At 71.5% G+C, this 15,427-nt stretch carries 16 protein-coding genes; 6 read left to right on the top strand and 10 right to left on the bottom strand.

Annotated features, from left to right (window positions below; translation table 11 throughout):
* Positions 1-86 precede the first annotated feature (86 nt).
* The 6 genes from mtgA to BUE30_RS11970 all read left to right on the top strand — a co-directional run bounded on the left by mtgA (position 87) and on the right by BUE30_RS11970 (position 5,922).
* Positions 87-803 carry a monofunctional biosynthetic peptidoglycan transglycosylase gene (mtgA, locus tag BUE30_RS11995; RefSeq protein WP_073330821.1) on the top strand — a complete coding sequence of 239 codons (717 nt, stop codon included), beginning with the start codon at positions 87-89 and terminating at the stop codon, positions 801-803.
* 68 nt (positions 804-871) lie between these two features.
* Positions 872-1,537: an FtsZ-binding protein FzlA gene (fzlA, locus tag BUE30_RS11990; RefSeq protein ID WP_073330818.1), complete on the top strand. Its 666-nt coding sequence runs from the start codon at positions 872-874 to the stop codon at positions 1,535-1,537.
* Positions 1,538-1,631: 94 nt separating this feature from the next.
* Complete coding sequence (queG, locus tag BUE30_RS11985; protein WP_425303930.1) at positions 1,632-2,642, top strand: tRNA epoxyqueuosine(34) reductase QueG; 1,011 nt, start codon at positions 1,632-1,634, stop codon at positions 2,640-2,642.
* Between the two features lie 94 nt (positions 2,643-2,736).
* Positions 2,737-3,924: a PQQ-dependent sugar dehydrogenase gene (locus BUE30_RS11980; RefSeq protein ID WP_073330813.1), complete on the top strand. Its 1,188-nt coding sequence runs from the start codon at positions 2,737-2,739 to the stop codon at positions 3,922-3,924.
* Between the two features lie 52 nt (positions 3,925-3,976).
* Positions 3,977-4,963: a phosphatase domain-containing protein gene (locus BUE30_RS11975; RefSeq protein WP_073330810.1), complete on the top strand. Its 987-nt coding sequence runs from the start codon at positions 3,977-3,979 to the stop codon at positions 4,961-4,963.
* 38 nt (positions 4,964-5,001) lie between these two features.
* On the top strand, positions 5,002-5,922 hold the full coding sequence (locus tag BUE30_RS11970; protein WP_073330807.1) for a DMT family transporter: 921 nt from the start codon (positions 5,002-5,004) through the stop codon (positions 5,920-5,922).
* Between the two features lie 140 nt (positions 5,923-6,062).
* On the opposite strand, the gene BUE30_RS11965 is transcribed toward BUE30_RS11970, so the two are convergent.
* The 10 genes from BUE30_RS11965 to BUE30_RS11925 all read right to left on the bottom strand — a co-directional run bounded on the left by BUE30_RS11965 (position 6,063) and on the right by BUE30_RS11925 (position 15,426).
* Positions 6,063-7,175: a flagellar basal body P-ring protein FlgI gene (locus BUE30_RS11965; protein ID WP_073330802.1), complete on the bottom strand. Its 1,113-nt coding sequence runs from the start codon at positions 7,173-7,175 to the stop codon at positions 6,063-6,065.
* Positions 7,172-8,194, bottom strand: coding sequence for a flagellin (locus tag BUE30_RS11960; RefSeq protein ID WP_073330800.1), 1,023 nt, complete (start codon positions 8,192-8,194; stop codon positions 7,172-7,174). Before BUE30_RS11960 ends, BUE30_RS11965 begins: the two co-directional genes overlap by 4 nt.
* A gap of 3 nt (positions 8,195-8,197) precedes the next feature.
* A complete protein-coding gene (locus BUE30_RS17355; protein WP_170865639.1) occupies positions 8,198-8,410 on the bottom strand; it encodes a flagellar basal body rod C-terminal domain-containing protein in 213 nt (70 codons plus the stop codon).
* Positions 8,407-9,645 (bottom strand): FlgK family flagellar hook-associated protein, encoded by a 1,239-nt coding sequence (locus tag BUE30_RS11955; RefSeq protein ID WP_083601370.1) that lies wholly within the window; start codon positions 9,643-9,645, stop codon positions 8,407-8,409. Before BUE30_RS11955 ends, BUE30_RS17355 begins: the two co-directional genes overlap by 4 nt.
* A gap of 31 nt (positions 9,646-9,676) precedes the next feature.
* Positions 9,677-10,969, bottom strand: coding sequence for a flagellar hook protein FlgE (locus tag BUE30_RS11950; RefSeq protein ID WP_073330797.1), 1,293 nt, complete (start codon positions 10,967-10,969; stop codon positions 9,677-9,679).
* A 106-nt stretch (positions 10,970-11,075) separates the two neighbouring features.
* Positions 11,076-11,894: a flagellar motor protein MotB gene (locus BUE30_RS11945; RefSeq protein ID WP_073330794.1), complete on the bottom strand. Its 819-nt coding sequence runs from the start codon at positions 11,892-11,894 to the stop codon at positions 11,076-11,078.
* A 76-nt stretch (positions 11,895-11,970) separates the two neighbouring features.
* Positions 11,971-12,753 (bottom strand): FkbM family methyltransferase, encoded by a 783-nt coding sequence (locus BUE30_RS11940; protein ID WP_073330791.1) that lies wholly within the window; start codon positions 12,751-12,753, stop codon positions 11,971-11,973.
* Positions 12,750-13,157, bottom strand: a complete 408-nt coding sequence (locus BUE30_RS11935; protein WP_073330788.1) for a DUF6165 family protein — start codon at positions 13,155-13,157, stop codon at positions 12,750-12,752. Before BUE30_RS11935 ends, BUE30_RS11940 begins: the two co-directional genes overlap by 4 nt.
* On the bottom strand, positions 13,154-14,521 hold the full coding sequence (locus BUE30_RS11930) for a tetratricopeptide repeat protein (protein WP_073330785.1): 1,368 nt from the start codon (positions 14,519-14,521) through the stop codon (positions 13,154-13,156). Before BUE30_RS11930 ends, BUE30_RS11935 begins: the two co-directional genes overlap by 4 nt.
* 104 nt (positions 14,522-14,625) lie before the next feature.
* A complete protein-coding gene (locus BUE30_RS11925) occupies positions 14,626-15,426 on the bottom strand; it encodes a hypothetical protein (protein WP_073330781.1) in 801 nt (266 codons plus the stop codon).
* Position 15,427: the final 1 nt, after the last annotated feature.

The raw sequence follows: 15,427 nt of genomic DNA, 5'->3' as shown, positions 1-15,427 counted from the left end.
CTGCCGCGACTCCCCTGACGGGCCGGGCACGATCCCGGCCCGTTTTCGTTTGACCGCCCCGCGCGGGCTGCGGCACATCGCGGGGCATGGCACGACGGAAGACAGAGGCGGAGAGGCCGCGGCGCAGGGTCAGGCCGCTGCGCTGGCTGGGCAGATGGCTGCGGCGCGCCGTTCTGGCGGCCGTGGCCCTGCTGCTGGCGCTGATCGCGCTCTACGCGGTCGTGAACCCGCCCGGCACGATCTACATGGCGCAGCAATACGGCCTGCACGGGCGGCTCGACCGGGACTGGGTGCCGATGGAGGAGATCGCCCCCGTCATGGCGCGCGCCGCCGTCGCGGCGGAGGACGCGAATTTCTGCCTGCACTGGGGGCTGGATCTCGACGCGATCCGCGCCGCGATGGCGGCAGGCGGCGATCGCGGCGCCTCGACCATCAGCCAGCAGACGGTCAAGAACGTCTTCCTCTGGCATGGCCGGTCCTGGCTGCGAAAGGCGCTCGAGGCGGCGATCACCCCCGCGGTCGAGCTGGTCTGGCCCAAGCGGCGGATCCTCGAGGTCTATCTCAACGTGGCCGAATTCGACACCGGCGTCTTCGGGGTGGAGGCGGCGGCCCGGCACTATTTCGGAACCTCGGCCGCGGACCTGACGGCGCCGCAGGCCGCGCTGCTCGCCGCGATCCTGCCCGACCCGCAGGGACGCTCGGCCGCGAGCCCGTCCGATTTCGTGCGCCGCCGCGCCCGGTCGATCGAGGGGGGCGCCGCCACGATCCTGGCCGATGGCCGCGACGCCTGCTTCGCCGGCTGAGCCCCCCTCGCCTTGAACGAGGCGCGGCCTTCCGGCATCAGGGGGCAGCCTTCCCGAGGATGTCGCCGATGTACCGCCTCTACCACTACCCGCTCTCGCCGTTCAGCCGGAAGGTCCGGCTCGTCCTCGCCGAGAAGCGGGTGGAGTTCGACCTGCAGGAGGTCCGCTACTGGGAGCCGGAGCCCGACATGCTGCGCCGCAACCCGGCCGGCAAGATCCCGGTCCTGCGCACCCAGAACGGCTTCTATGCCGAAAGCGCGGCGATCTGCGAATATCTGGAGGACCTGCATCCCGACCCGCCGCTGATGCCGCAGAGCATCGAGAAGCGCTACGAGGTGCGGCGCCTGAACGGCTGGTTCGACGACAAGTTCTACCGCGAGGTGACCGAAAAGCTGCTGGGCGAGCGGGTCTTCCGCAAGGTGCAGGGCACGGGCTACCCGGTCAGCGAGAACGTCAAGTCGGGGTTGAAGGCGATCAAGCTCCATCTCGACTACATGGCCGAGCTGCTGGACCAGCGGCGCTGGCTGGCCGGCGGCGAGATGTCCCTCGCCGATTTCACCGCCGCGGCGCACCTCTCGTGCCTCGACTACATCTCGGACGTGGACTGGAACCGCTCGGCGACGGTCAAGGACTGGTACGCCAAGATCAAGTCGCGCCCCGCCTTCCGCAAGATCCTCGCCGACCAGGTGCCGGGCTTCCAGCCGCCGCCGCATTACGCGGATCTCGACTTCTGAGACGTCGCGCAGGCGGGACCGGCCTGCCGGAGTATTTGCAGCAAGATAAGAGCAGGGAGGCGCGCGTCTGACACCCGAGGAGCTGAAACGGGCGTTGGTGGCGGAGGCGCGCGCCGCGGGCTTCGTCTCGGCCGGGATCTGCCACCCCGATGCCGCGCCGGAGACGGCCGAGCGGCTCGCCGCCTTCGTCGGGGCGGGGCTGCACGGGCAGATGGGCTGGATGGCCGAGCGGATGCACTGGCGGGGGGATGCCGCCGCTCTCTGGCCCGCGGCGCGGTCGGTGGTGATGCTGGCCGAGAGCTACAGGCCCGAGCACGATCCGATGGCGGTGCTGGACCGGCCCGAGAAGGGCGCGATCAGCGTCTACGCGCAGGGGCGGGATTACCACGACCTCGTCAAGAAGCGGCTGAAGCGCGTCGGGCGCTGGCTGCTGGAGCGCTGCCCGGGCGAGGAGATCAAGGTCTTCGTCGACACCGCGCCGGTGATGGAGAAGCCGCTCGCCCAGGCGGCCGGCCTCGGCTGGCAGGGCAAGCACACGAACCTGCTGAGCCGGGATTTCGGCAACTGGGTCTTCCTCGGCGCGATCTTCACCACGATCGAGCTGCCGCCCGACCCGCCGGAGACGGAGCATTGCGGAAGCTGCACCCGTTGCCTCGACATCTGTCCGACGAACGCCTTTCCCGCGCCCTTCCGCCTCGATCCGCGGCGCTGCATCTCGTACCTGACGATCGAGCATGACGGCCCCGTGGACGAGGAGCTGCGCGCCCTGATGGGCAACCGGATCTACGGCTGCGACGATTGCCTCGCGATCTGCCCCTGGAACAAGTTCGCGGCCCAGGCGCGCGAGACGCGCTACCTGCGGGCCGGCGGGGCCCCCGACCTGGCCGAGCTGGTGGCGCTGGACGATGCCGCCTTCCGCGCGCGATTCTCGGGCAGCGCGATCAAGCGGATCGGGGTCGAGCGCTTCCGGCGGAACGTGCTCTACGCGATCGGCAATTCGGGCCGGGCCGAGCTGGTGCCGGCGGCGGCGGCGCATGTCGGGGCGGCGGACGCGGCGGTGGACGACGCCGCGCGCTGGGCGGTGGCGCGGCTGGCGAAGGCGTGATCGCCGGGCGGGGCGCCCGCGGGGAACGCAGGCGCGCGGGAGGCATTGGTCCGGCGAGCCGATCCTTCGCCGAGCCAACAGAAAAGGCCCTCCGATGACCCATCCGATCCGCCCCGCCCTCGCTCTCCTCGCGCTGCCGAGCCTCGCCTTCGCCCAGGTGTCGGAGGGGGAGCCGAACGCCACCTTCGCCCCCGCCTTCGAGAACCAGACCGACGCGCCGGCCCTGTCGCCGACCGCGACACAGGTGGAGACCTGGGTCGCCGGCCTCGACACGCCCTGGGGGATCGAGGCGTTGCCCGATGGCGGCTTCCTCGTCACCGAGCGGCCCGGGACCCTGCGCATGGTCTCGGCCGACGGCACGCTCGGCGAGCCGATCTCGGGCGTGCCCGAGGTGGACGCGCAGGAGCAGGGCGGCCTGCTCGACGTGGCCGTGCGTGACGATTTCGCCGAGACGCGCCGCGTCTGGATGACCTATGCCAAGCCCGTCGATGGTGGCACCGCGACCGCGGCCGCCACCGCGATCCTGTCCGAGGACGGCACCGCGCTGTCGGAGGTCACCGAGATCTTCGTGCAGGAACCGCCCTCGCAGACCTACATGCATTACGGCAGCCGCCTCGCCTTCGAGCCCGGGACCGACAACGTCTGGATTACCACGGGCGAGCATTTCACCGTCGAGAACCGCCAGCTCGCCCAGGATCTCTCGACCACCTACGGCAAGATCGTCCGGGTGAACGCCCTCGACGGCTCGGCCCCCGAGGACAATCCCTTCGTCGGGGAAGACGGGATCGACACGATCTGGTCCTTCGGGCACCGCAACATCCAGGGCGCGGCCGTGGACGGCAACGGCGATCTGTGGATCATCGAGCACGGCCCCGCCGGCGGCGACGAGCTGAACCGCCCCGAGGCCGGCCTGAACTACGGATGGCCCGTCATCTCCTACGGGATCAACTACGACGGCTCGGAGGTCGGCAGCGGCGAGGCCGCGCAGGAGGGGATGGAACAGCCCGTCTACTACTGGGACCCTGTCATCGCGCCGGGCGGCATGATCGTATATGACGGCGACGCCTTCGACTGGAACGGCGACGTGATCGGAACCGGCCTCGTCACCCAGGACATCGTCCGGCTGGAGCTGAACGACGAGGGTCGCGTCTCGGGCGAGGAGAGGGTATCGGTGCCCGGCCGGGCCCGCGACGTGGTGCAGGCGGCGGACGGAACGCTGCTCGTCCTGATCGACGCGCCGGCGCCGGACGGTGCCATCGTCGAGATCGCCCCGGCCGAGTGACGGGCCCGGGGTCGCCGGGCGCAGCGGACGAGGCGTCGATGGCAGTCCCCGAATGAGCCGGCTGGCCCGGATCGCGCAGGCGGTCGACCGGCTGACCTACCGGGCCGCCCGCGCCCCGCTCGGCGCGCCGGTGATCGAGCCCTATCTCGGCTACGCGACCCCGGACGGGATGATCGTCCGGGGTCGCGTGCTGCGCGCCCTGCGGCGCAGCGAACCGCGCGCCGGCCATGGGCCGATCCGTCGGCTGCGGCAGATGGCGGCCCTGTTCCTCACCCACGAGATCGCGGGGGCCGAGATCCGCGCCTCCGCCTTCGGCGTCGCTACGCGGAGCGATCCCGAGGGGTATTTCCAGCTCGAGATCCCGATGCGGCCCGCCACGGGCTGGGCGGAGGTGGAGGTGGCGCCGGAGGGGGGCGCGGCGGTCGACTGCCCGGTCCGCGTTCCCGCGCCGGGGGCGGAGTACGGCATCGTGTCCGACATCGACGATACGGTGATCCGAACCGGGGCCTGGTCTCTGGCGCGCAACCTGTGGACGACCTTCACCGGCTCGCTCGACACGCGCGAGGTGTTCGACGACGCGGTCGCGCTGCTCGAGCGGCTGTCGGGCGGGGGCGTCAATCCCGTCTTCTACGTCAGCTCCTCGCCTTGGAACCTGCACCACTTCCTTCTCTCGCTGTTCGACCGCGCCGGCGTGCCGCGCGGCCCGCTCTTCCTGCGCGATTACGGCCTGTCGGTGACGCGGCAGGGCGCGGCGGCGCATCTGGGGCACAAGGGGGCCGCGATCGGCACGGTGCTGGACGCCAATCCCGGCCTGCCCTTCGTCCTGATCGGCGATACCGGACAGCACGACGCCCATATCTACCGCCGTGTGGCCGAGGCCGCGCCGGGCCGGATCCGCGCGGTGATCCTGCGCCGGGCCGGCCGCGAGGCCGAGGCGGCCGAGGTCGCCGCCCTGCGGGCCCTCGGCGTCCCGGTCGAGGTGGTCGCCCATTACGGCAGCCTGTCCGCCGCCGCGATCGTGCGGCGCGCCGGGGGATAGGACTTTCGCCCTGCGCCGCCCGGGCGTAGGCAGGGGGGATGAACCCGCTCCGCGGCATCGCCCTCAAGATCCTGTCCGTCTGCATCTTCGTCGCCATGGCGTCGCTGATCAAGGCGGCCTCGGACCATGTCCCGCCGGGCCAGGCGGTGTTCTTCCGCTCCGCCTTCGCGATCCCGGTCATCGTCGTCTGGCTGGCCCTCCGGGGCGAGCTCTCGGTCGGACTGCGGACGACCAATCCGATGGGGCATCTCTGGCGCGGCCTGGTCGGGACGGTGGCGATGGGGCTGACCTTCGCCGGGCTCGGCCTCCTGCCGCTGCCGGAGGTCACGGCGATCGGCTATGCCGCGCCGCTGCTCGTCGTGGTCTTCGCCGCGATGTTCCTCGGCGAGGAGGTGCGTCTCTTCCGGCTTTCCGCGGTGGGGCTGGGGCTGGTCGGGGTGTTGATCGTCCTCTCGCCGCGCTTCTCGGTGGGCGCCGAACCGGACGAGGGTCAGTTGCTCGGCGCGGTGGTCGTCCTCGGCGGGGCGGTCTTCGCCGCCCTCGCGCAAGTCTTCGTCCGGCGCCTGGTCTCGACGGAATCGACCGCGGCGATCGTGTTCTACTTCTCGGTCACCGCGACCGGCCTGTCGCTGATCACGCTGGTCTGGGGCTGGGTCTTGCCCGGGCCGGGCGAGGCCGCGATGCTCGTCCTCGCCGGGATCGCGGGCGGGGTGGGGCAGATCCTGCTCACCTCGTCCTACCGCCATGCCGACGCCTCGCTGGTCGCCCCGTTCGAGTACACCTCGATGCTGCTTTCGATCCTCGTCGGGTATCTCGTCTTCTCCGAAGTGCCGACCGGCACGATGCTGGTCGGCGCGGGGATCGTCGTGGCGGCCGGGGTCCTCATCATCCTGCGGGAGCGGCATCTGGGACTGAAGCGCGCCCGCCAGCGCCGGGCCATGCCGCCGTCCAACGGGTAGGGCGCCCAGCCGTCCGGTCCCCGGGCCCTCGCCGTCGGGGATCCCGGCAAGGGCCACGTGGCGGTCGGGCCTGCGGGGGGAACCACGAACGGGCGCGATCCGCTGCCAGCGCGTCCGGAGGATCCTCGGGGAACCGACATCTACCGCACGATGAACTCGGCATGCAGGGCACCGGCGGCCCGGATGCTCTTGAGGATGTCGATCATGTCGTAGGGCGCGACGCCGAGGGCGTTGAGCCCGGCCACGACCTCCGACAGCGAGGTCCCCTCGCCGACTTCGGCGAGGCCGGTGCCGGGATCCAGCGTGATCCCGGTCTCGGTCCGGGGCACCACGACGGTCTCGCCCGGCGAGAAGGGATTCGGCTGCACGACGGCCGGCGCCTCCTCGATGCGGATCGTCAGGTTGCCCTGGCTGACCGCGACCCGGCTGATCCGAACGTCCTCGCCCATCACGATCGTGCCGGAGCGCTGGTCCACGACGACCCGGGCCCGCCGCTCGGGCTCGACGAGGATGTTCTCGATCCGTCCGATCGCGTGCGCGGGTGAGGGCATGTCGGTGCGGGCGATATCGACCGCGACGGTGCCCGCATCGGTCATCACCGCCACGGCGCGCCCGAAATCGGCGTTGATCGCCTGCTCGATCCGGCCGGCCGTGGTGAAGTCCGGGCTGCGGAGCGCCAGCCGCACGGTCGACAGGTCGCCGAGGTCGAAGGCCACCTCGCGCTCGACCGTCGCGCCCGCGGGGATCGAGCCCGAGGTCGGCACGCCCATCGTCACGCTCGCCGCCTCGCCCTCGGCGGCAATGCCGCCGGCGATGATGGTGCCCTGCGCCACGGCGTAGATCTCCCCGTCGGCGGCGTTGAGCGGCGTCATCACCAAGGTGCCCCCGAGCAGCGAGGTCGCGTCGCCGATGGCCGAGACGGTGACGTCGACGGGGGATCCCGCCCGCGCGAAGGGGGGCAGCCGGGCGGTGACGAGGACGGCCGCCACGTTGCGCGGGCGGAACTGCTCGCCCGTGACGTTGACGCCGAGCCGCTCGAGCATGTTGGACATGATCTCCTCGGTGAAGGGCGCGTTGCGCAGCCCGTCCCCCGTGCCGTTCAGCCCCACCACCAGCCCGTAGCCGACGAGCTCGTTCGAGCGGACGCCATCGAACTCGACGAGGTCCTTGAGCCGGATCGGGGTCGCCGCGGCGGCCGCGGCGGCGAGCGTGGCGGCCAGGCAGAGCAGGAGGGACGGCAGGAGGCGGGTCATCGGAGGTACTTCGCGAGAGAGAGGTTCGAGAGCCGCGCGGTCACCGTGTAGTGCGTCTGCAGCAATGTCTCGACCTCCTGCAATTGTGAGGCGGTCTCGTAGGGATCGGCGCCCACCATCTCGTTACGCAGGATGCCGAGCGTCACCGCCCGGCCGCCATGGCGGACCACCGCGTCCTCGACCCGGTTCTCGGCGAGGCCGAGGGCGGACTGGATGGCGAGGATCCCGGACGGTGTGGAATAGAGGCGCTGCGAGGCGGCGCCCATCGCGTCCTTTCGGGCCGAGAGGTCGAGACCGAGCGTGGGATCGGCGGCCAGGGCAACGAGGGCCACGGCCTTCATCACGTCCCGGAAGGCGGGGTCGTCGGCGCGCGCCTCGATCGCGACGCTCTCTCCGGCATCGATCGGACGGGTGATCCGGCCGGGTCCGGAATCGCCGACATAGCCCGCGACCTCGAACCCGCCGCCGGGCGTATCGAACCAGGCGTCGACCGCCGCCTGCAGCCCCGCGGCGTCGGTGACGCCGCTCGCGGCTGCCTGCAGCGCCGCGAGCATCGTCTCCGACGCGGCGACGGCACGCCCGTCGGTCGCGATTCCCGCGAACAGCGTGGTGCCGCCATAGCTGGTGTTCAGCACCTGCACGATCCGCGAGAACCCGTCCCGCGCGGCCGTCCCGGCATTGGCCACATCGGCCGTGGTGCCGCCGAGCGGGATGCCCGAGGTCTGGTTGGCGAGGTCGGATTGCAGGTCCTGCAGGCCGTCCAGGGCCTGCTGCATCGTTGCGAGCATGCCCCCTGCCGAGAGGGCCGAGCGGCGATGCGCGCCGCTGAGCGAGAGCGACCGGTCCAGCTCGGCCAGCCGGGAGGTGTCGCGGCCGAGATGCCGGGAGAGATCCGAGACCTGGCCGGTCGAGAGCTCGTTCGTCAGGCGGTAGAGCCTTTCCTTCAGCATGACGTTCTGGCTGCGGGTGGCGAGGAGCTGGCTGAGATCGCCGATCGTGCGGAAACTGGCGGAGGTCATGGACTACATCTCCAGCAGGCGTTGCAGCAGACCGTCCACCGCCTCGATCACCTTGGCATTGGCGGCATAGGCCTGTTCCAGAAGCATCAGGTTCTGCAGCTCGGCATCGCTGTCGACGCCGAGGGCGAGCTCGGAGGATCGGAAGGCGGCATGGCGGGCGGCGGTGAAGGCCTGCCGGTCCTCGGCGGCCGCGCGAGCGCCGCCGATCAGGGTCACGCGGTCGGAGGCGTGGCCTGCGGCGCCCCGGGCCATGCCGCCGGTGAGAAGCGGGCGATCCGCGGCGAGGGCCGCGCCCCACCTGTCGATCTGCGTGCCGTTTCCGACCGGGCCCGGGTGGAGGCGGCGGTCCCGTCCCGCAGCCGCCAGAGGGCCCCGCCCGCGGCCGGATCGATGGCGGCGCTGACGCCCATCCTGGCGGCAAGGCCGGTGATGTCGGATGTATCGAGCGGCCCGCCGCCATCGGTCAGAAGGCCGGTCGCACCCGGGGACCAGGTGGGGTCGACGGCCGCATCCTCGAACCGCGCGATCAGGTCGGCGGCCCGCGCGTCGAGGTCGCGCTGCTGCGCCGGCAGCACCTCGTCCCGCAGGCGGAAGGCCGCCCCCAGCGAGCCGCCGTCCAGCCTGGCGAAGCCGTTGGAGGGAGAGACCGGGTCGCCGTTGAAGGTCAGCCCCTGCAGCTGGCCGCCGGCATAGGTCATGCCGGGGACGATCACGTTGGCCGGGGTGAAGCCGATCTCGGCGGGACGGGAATCCACCAGGACCGCGCCGGACGTGGACAGAACGGCCAGCTTGCCGCCCGGCCGGTCCAGCGTGCGGACCGGGACGATGGACGAGACCTCGTCGATGAGAAGCTGGCGGGCATCCATCAGGGCCGTCGCGTCCTGCCCGCCCGTGAGCGCGCGGGAGATGTCCTCGTTGAGCCGGTGGATGCCGCCCAGAGCGCGGTCGAGCGCCTCGACATCGGCGGCGATCGCCGCCTCGGCATCGTTGCGCATGCCGGTGATCGCGCGGGATTCGGCGGCGAACCCCTCGGTGACCGAATCGAGCGCGGCCAGCACGTCCTCGAGCCGGACGGCGGAGGACGGGTCGCTGGAAGCCGCGACCAGCGTCCCCTCGAGGCGGACGATGCGCCCGGCGAGGCTGTCGGGCGAGTCCGCCCGGCCTGCGACCTGCTCCAGCCGCGAGAAGGCCGCCGCCATCCGGTCGTCGCGGGCCAGGGCGGCGTCGGCGAGCCGGCGATCGGCCAGCAGGCCGCGATCCACGATGCGGATCACCCCGTCGACGCGTACGCCGCCGCCGCGTCCGCCGATATCCTGCGACGAGATCTGGACGATGCGCCGCGCATAGCCGTCGGTCAGTGCATTGGCGAGGTTGGACGAGACCACCTCGGCCATGCGGGAGGCCGCGCCGAGACCGCTGAGGGCGTTGGACATGGAGGCGGACAGGCTCATCGGGGGTCACTCCGGCCGGGCTGGGCGGGGCTCAGCGCTTGATGTTCGTGGTTTCCTGCAGCATGTCGTCGACGGTCTGGATGACCTTGGCATTCGACGAATAGGCCCGCTGGGTCTGGATCAGCGATGTGAGCTCGGCGGCGATGTCCACGCTCGATTCCTCGAGCGCGAAGCCGATCACGTCGCCCGTCGGCCCGTCCCCGGCATCCCACAGGAACATGTTCCCGCTCTGCGGGGTGAGGCCGTAGGATTGCCCGTCGCGGGTCTGCAGGCCGTTCGGGTTGGGCACGTCGATCAGCGGGATCTGGTAGATCACGGCGCTGCGGCCGGACTGGAAGAAGGCGTGGACGAAGCCGTTGGCGTCGACCTCGACCCCGGTCAGGTTGCTGACGGGGTAGCCGTTCTTGTCGATTGAGATCGGCGCGAACCCGTCCGAGAGCTGCGAGAGCCCGCCAGGCTCGTTGAGCGTGCCGATGCTGAAGGTCAGCGGCCCGCCCGGCAGGGTCAGGGCGAGAGTGCCCGCCGCCGGATCGTAGGGGCCGCCCGACACGGGGGTGACCGAGGCGAGCGTGCCGCCGCCGGGATTGGTGTCGTTGAAGGTGAGGGTGTATTCGCCGATCACCGTGCCCGAGGCATCGTCCTCGATCGTCAAGGTCCATTCGTTGGACGCGCCGGTCGCCGGGACGGTCGGTGTGAAGGTGGCGGAGAGGTACTGCGACTTCCCGAGATTGTCGAAATACTCGATCGAGATCGATTCGGGGTCGCCGACGGCCCCCGCCTCGGTCGAGGTGGCGGGCAGATTGAGCGAGATGTCGATCTCGGTCGTGGGGCGCCCGGAGGTGCTGCGCAGGGTGATCGGCTCGAGCCCCACGGTCGTATCGCGCGGGAAGGCGGGGATGTTGCCGTCCGCGTCGGCCGGCCATCCCAGCAGCACGTGGCCGAAGGACGAGACGAGGATCCCGTCCTCGTTCGGGCGGAAGGATCCCGTCGAGGTCAGGCTGATCGGCAGGGCCCCGTTGCCGACATTCGCCTCCGCCAGGGTTGTGATCGGCAGGTAGCCGCGCCCCCGGACCGCGAGATCGGTGGAATTGGTCGAGGAGGCGAGCGATCCGCGCTCGTCGATCAGCCGTGTGGTCGAGGTGCGGACCCCGCCGGCCACGTGGCGCGTCCCCCCCTCCGACACGACGAGCGAGCTGAAATTGGTGATCACCCGCTTGTAGCCGTAGGTCGAGCTGTTGGCGATGTTGTCCGCGATCGTGGCGAGGCGGCTGGCATTCGCTGACAGGCCTGAAACACCCGCGTTCAGGGAGGAGGAGATCGTCATGGGGGCATGCGCCTTTCTGCGGCAGGGGGTCCGTCCCGCCATCCCTACCGCCCCGCGCTTAACGCGCGCCTAACCCGTAAAATGCGCGACGTTTCCCGCCCGCCGCTCATCGCGCGAGGATGATCTGCAGCCGCTCGTTGCGCGGCTCGGACGGATCGTCCGTGACGGGCTCGCGGTCGGCACTGGCGGCGACCTGCTCGATCCGGGCCGTCGCGATGCCGCCGGCCTCGAGCTGCAGTCGCGCCTCCTCGGCGCGGTCGTGCGACAGGTCCCAGACCGGGTTGTCGGCGAGAGTGACCGGCCGGGTGGCGAGGTGGCTCTCGATCCGCACCGGATTGGTCACCAGCCGGGCGACCCGCGCCACCATGCCCAGCACCTCGCGCGTGGGGTCCGTCGGCTCGGCGGTGCCGGGGGCGAAGATCGGCTCGCCCGGCAGCGAATAGACCTCGATCACCAGCCCCTCGTCGGTCAGCCGCGTCACGACGTGCCGCAGCGCCCGGTCGGAGACGAGGCTCTCGCCCCCCGCCCCGACCAGCATCCGCTCGATCTCGCGCAGGGCGGCGACAGCGGCGGCCTCGTCGGCGGTGGCGCCCGCGCCGATGGGCACCGGCACGTCGGGGCCGTCGGCACCGCCGATCCCGTCCAGCACGCCCTCGTCCGCCAGCAGGCGCAGCGTCCCCTCGAAGGCGCCGTCGCCCCCGCCCGAGACCCGGTTGATCGGGATCGTGGGGGCGAAGTAGTCGGCGATCCCCTTGCGCTGCTGTTCGGTCGTGGCGTTGAGCAGCCACATGAGCATGAAGAACGCCATCATGGCGGTCACGAAATCGGCGTAGGCCACCTTCCAGGCGCCGCCGTGATGGCCGTCGCCGCCGGACACCTTCTTCCGCTTGATGATGATCGGTCTGTTGCTGGCCGCTGCCGACATGCTGGTCCCACCTTTCCTGCGCCACCCGGGCAGCGGGATGGCGGGGCAGGGGTTAACGGAACCTTGGCGGATTCAATCACCCCGAAAGGTCGGGGCGGTGCCATATTTCATCGGGTCCGCAGAAATCGGCGAGGACGTAGCCGGCCGCCTTCATGATCTCGCCGATGCGGGGGGTGCCGGTGTTGTTCTCGATCGCCCAGACGCGCACATTGTGGCGGGAAAAGGGAAAGGTTTCCAGCACCTTCTCCTCTCCGCCCTCGATGTCGAGCGAGACGAAATCGGGATGGTCGAGGCCCGATTCGGTCAGCAGGCGATCGAGGGTGCGGGTCTCGACCTCGATCTCGGCCTCGGCATGGCGGGGGTCGGCGCGCACCCGGTCCAGCAGGCCGCTCTCGTAGCTGTCGAGAAGGCCCGACATCTGGGTGAAGCCGCCGGTCACGGCGAGGAACCGGGCGGTGCCGTCCTGCGGGGCGACGGCATAGGGCAGGCAGGGGCAGCGGCGCAGGCGCGCGGCGGCGGCACGCTGCGCCTCCACCGGCTCGGCCAGGATCCCGGTCCAGCCGCGCCAGGCCTCGAAGAACAGCGTGTTCGACCCGGTCACCCCGTCATAGCCGCCGATATCGGCAAAGGTCCCGCCGGTCCTGCCGCCGAGGAGGCGGTCGACGACATGGTCCTGACCGGCCTGGCTGGCATAGCGGTAGCGCTCGGGCAGCCGGTGGCGCCGCGTCTCGTGCAGCAGGCGGTGGATCTCGCCCCGGCGGCGGCCGCGCTCCTGCCCGAGGGCTGCGACGAGGCCGCGCTCGGCCTCCTCGAGCGCGGCGAGGCCGGCGCGCAGCCGGTCGGCGGGGCCTCCGCTCACGCGGCGCCGGGCCCGGCCTCGCCGGCATAGCTCTTCTCCTCGAGAAGGTCCGAGCCGAGGGCGAGGTTGATCTGCCGCTTCACCTCGGCCCGGCGGTCGTTGGTCTGGTAGACCGCCCGGGCGAGCGCGATGTAGTCGGGGCCGAAATAGCCCTGCGCGTCGAAGGCGCGGATGTCGTCCTCGACCTGCCAGAGCCGGGCGTTGATGCCGTAGAGCTCGTCCTCCAGCGCGGGGAGGTCGGGGTGGTCCGGCAGCCCCTCCTCGGCCACGGCCTGCAGGGCCGCGCGCTCGCGCCGGATATTGGCCAGCTTGGCCTCGTCCTCGATCCGCTCCTCCTTGAGGCGCAGGATCGTCAGCTTGTCGATCAGTTCGCCGGGCGAGACCGGCACGCGTATCTCTTTCATCCTGCCCTTCCTCTGCGGGCCGTTTCGGCCGCGATGCCGTCGCGGACGCGCGCGATCACGCCGTCCCAGTCGCGCGGCCGGTCCTGACGGAACAGCCTGGCCGAAGGATACCACGGGCTGCGGTCCCCCGTCGCCCCCCACATCCAGAAGCTGTCCCAGTGCAGCAGGATCCATGTGGGCACGCCGAGCGATCCGGCAAGATGGGCGGTGACGGTGCAGGTGGTCACGACGAGGTCCAGCTCCTGCATCATCGCGGCGTTGTCGGCGAAATCGCGCTCGGTCCTGGCGACGTCGTGGATCAGGGCGGCGGTGCCGTCGGCCTCGAACTCCGCCACGCGGGGCCCCTGGTAGAGCGAGTAGAACCGCGTTCCGGGCAGGTCGAGCAGCGGCCAGTAGGCGCTGTGCGGAAAGGACCGGAAGCGGTCGCCGCGATAGGTCACCGACCCGGCCCAGACCAGCCCGACGCGCATCCTGTCGGCCGCGGGCCGGGCGAGCGCGCGGGCGCGGTCGCGGCTGTCCTGCGGGACGTGGATGCGAGTCGGCGGGGGCGCGGCGGGATCGGCCTCGAACTGGGGGGCGCAGAGATCCATGAGGTAGCACCAGGTGTCGTAGTCGCCGGCGGGCGGCTCTTCGGTGACGACGCGATCCGCCCCCTCCACCCGTGACAGGGCCCGGGCGAGGGGGGGCTTGACCAGCAGGGTGACCTCTCGCGCGCCGAGGGCGCGGGCGCGGGGCAGCATCCGGGCGAAGGCGATGGTGTCGCCGAAGCCCTGCTCGGGCACGACCAGCAGCCGCTTGCCGTCCAGCGACGTGGCGCCGTCCCAGGCGGGGACCGGCATGGGACGCGGCGCCAGCTCGCCGGTCTCCCAGCGCGCGGACCACAGGCGGAACCCCTCGGCGTAGCGGCCGGCGGCCAGCAGCGTGAGGGCGAGCTGGATCCTCATCTCGGCATCGTCGGGAAAGCGGTCCACCCCCTGCCGCAGCCAGTCGATCCCCTCGTCGAAGCGGCGCAGGGACCGCAGGCACTTGCCGATCATCGCGGTCAGCGCGGGATCGCCCGGCTGCTCGTCCAGCAGGGCGCGGCGCAGGGCCAGCGCCTCCTCGGTCTCGCCGATATCGGCAAGGGCATTGGCGAGGTTTCCCCGGGCGATCCGGCTGCCGGGATCCGCCTCCACCGCGCGGCGCTGGGCGATCCGCGCCAGGTCGGCCCGGCCCTGGCGACGGAACAGGACGCCGAGATTGGCCAGAGCCTGCGCATCGTCCGGCCGGGCCTGCAGGATGCGGCCGATCAGGTCGAGCGCGACCGCCGGTTGCCCGGCCTGGATGGCCCGGACCGACGCCGCGCGCGCCTCGGCCAGAGGCATCTGGCCGGCGGCCGTGCCGGAGGCGGGACCGTCGGCGGGCCCGGGACCGGACGCGGCAACGCGAGCGGGACCGGGGGTCGGCCCCGGGACCGGACCCCGGCCGCTCATCCCGGTGCGCCGCCCGTGCCGCCCCGCCGGCGCACCGGCTTGACCAGCGTCTCGGGTCGCACCCGCTCGGCCGCCTCGAAGAGCGAGAAGGTCTGGTTCACGTAGTTCACCGCGCCCGAGATGTGCTCGAGATAGGCCTTCAGCTCGGGCGTCTTCTCGGCCTCGACCACCGTGACGGGGCGGTCGGGGGACCAGGTCTCGAACTGGGCGTAGAACAGCGGCTCGCCCCGCCGCAGCACGATCGGCTTCGACGGATCCGCCCATTCGAAGGCCCACATCAGGGGGCGGGGCCAGACGTTGATCGGGAACCGCCCGCCGAAGATCGTGCCCGGCAGCTGCTCGCGCCGGTAATGCATGAAGGGCGAGACCTGGTTGATGTAGACGGGCTCGTCAGAGACGAAGACGTAGGGCAGCGACAGCTGGATCGTCGGCACGTCCTTGCGCCGCCACTCGCTCTCGTTGGTGACGTGCAGCTTCTGGCCCAGCTTGTTGCCGCGGATCGCGCTCGCCTCGCCCGACAGGTTGCGCAGGCCGGGCTTGCCCTTCTCGTCCCGGACGAAGCCTATATTGATGTCGAACGGGCACTTGATGACGAAGTAGCGGCTCTCGAGATTGATGACGGCCGGGCAGCGCGACGCCGACTTGGCGTGGGTGCGGTTGAGCTCGGTCGAGCGTACCCGCTCTGGCGGATCGTAGATCACCGCGCCCGCCTCCTCGGTCAGGAACCAGCCGACCTGGACGGGGCCGGACCGGGGCGGGGTGCCGGGGGCGTTGTCGAACCGGACCGAGAATTCCATG

The organism is Wenxinia saemankumensis, from assembly GCF_900141735.1.
In the GTDB taxonomy this organism is placed as follows: Bacteria; Pseudomonadota; Alphaproteobacteria; order Rhodobacterales; family Rhodobacteraceae; genus Wenxinia; species Wenxinia saemankumensis.
Note: the sequence above shows the minus strand (reverse complement) of the source record. Positions and strands in the feature narration are given on the sequence as shown.

Coding starts and splice junctions, on each gene's coding strand:
- BUE30_RS11965 (WP_073330802.1), bottom strand. CDS start 7,175: ATGACCCGCCTCCTGCCGTCCCTCCTGCTCTGCCTGGCCGCCACGCTC.
- BUE30_RS11955 (WP_083601370.1), bottom strand. CDS start 9,645: ATGAGCCTGTCCGCCTCCATGTCCAACGCCCTCAGCGGTCTCGGCGCG.
- BUE30_RS11945 (WP_073330794.1), bottom strand. CDS start 11,894: ATGTCGGCAGCGGCCAGCAACAGACCGATCATCATCAAGCGGAAGAAG.
- BUE30_RS11975 (WP_073330810.1), top strand. CDS start 3,977: ATGAGCCGGCTGGCCCGGATCGCGCAGGCGGTCGACCGGCTGACCTAC.
- mtgA (WP_073330821.1), top strand. CDS start 87: ATGGCACGACGGAAGACAGAGGCGGAGAGGCCGCGGCGCAGGGTCAGG.
- fzlA (WP_073330818.1), top strand. CDS start 872: ATGTACCGCCTCTACCACTACCCGCTCTCGCCGTTCAGCCGGAAGGTC.
- BUE30_RS11925 (WP_073330781.1), bottom strand. CDS start 15,426: ATGGAATTCTCGGTCCGGTTCGACAACGCCCCCGGCACCCCGCCCCGG.
- BUE30_RS11960 (WP_073330800.1), bottom strand. CDS start 8,194: ATGACCTCCGCCAGTTTCCGCACGATCGGCGATCTCAGCCAGCTCCTC.
- BUE30_RS11935 (WP_073330788.1), bottom strand. CDS start 13,157: ATGAAAGAGATACGCGTGCCGGTCTCGCCCGGCGAACTGATCGACAAG.
- BUE30_RS11980 (WP_073330813.1), top strand. CDS start 2,737: ATGACCCATCCGATCCGCCCCGCCCTCGCTCTCCTCGCGCTGCCGAGC.
- BUE30_RS11950 (WP_073330797.1), bottom strand. CDS start 10,969: ATGACGATCTCCTCCTCCCTGAACGCGGGTGTTTCAGGCCTGTCAGCG.
- BUE30_RS11930 (WP_073330785.1), bottom strand. CDS start 14,521: ATGCCTCTGGCCGAGGCGCGCGCGGCGTCGGTCCGGGCCATCCAGGCC.
- BUE30_RS11970 (WP_073330807.1), top strand. CDS start 5,002: ATGAACCCGCTCCGCGGCATCGCCCTCAAGATCCTGTCCGTCTGCATC.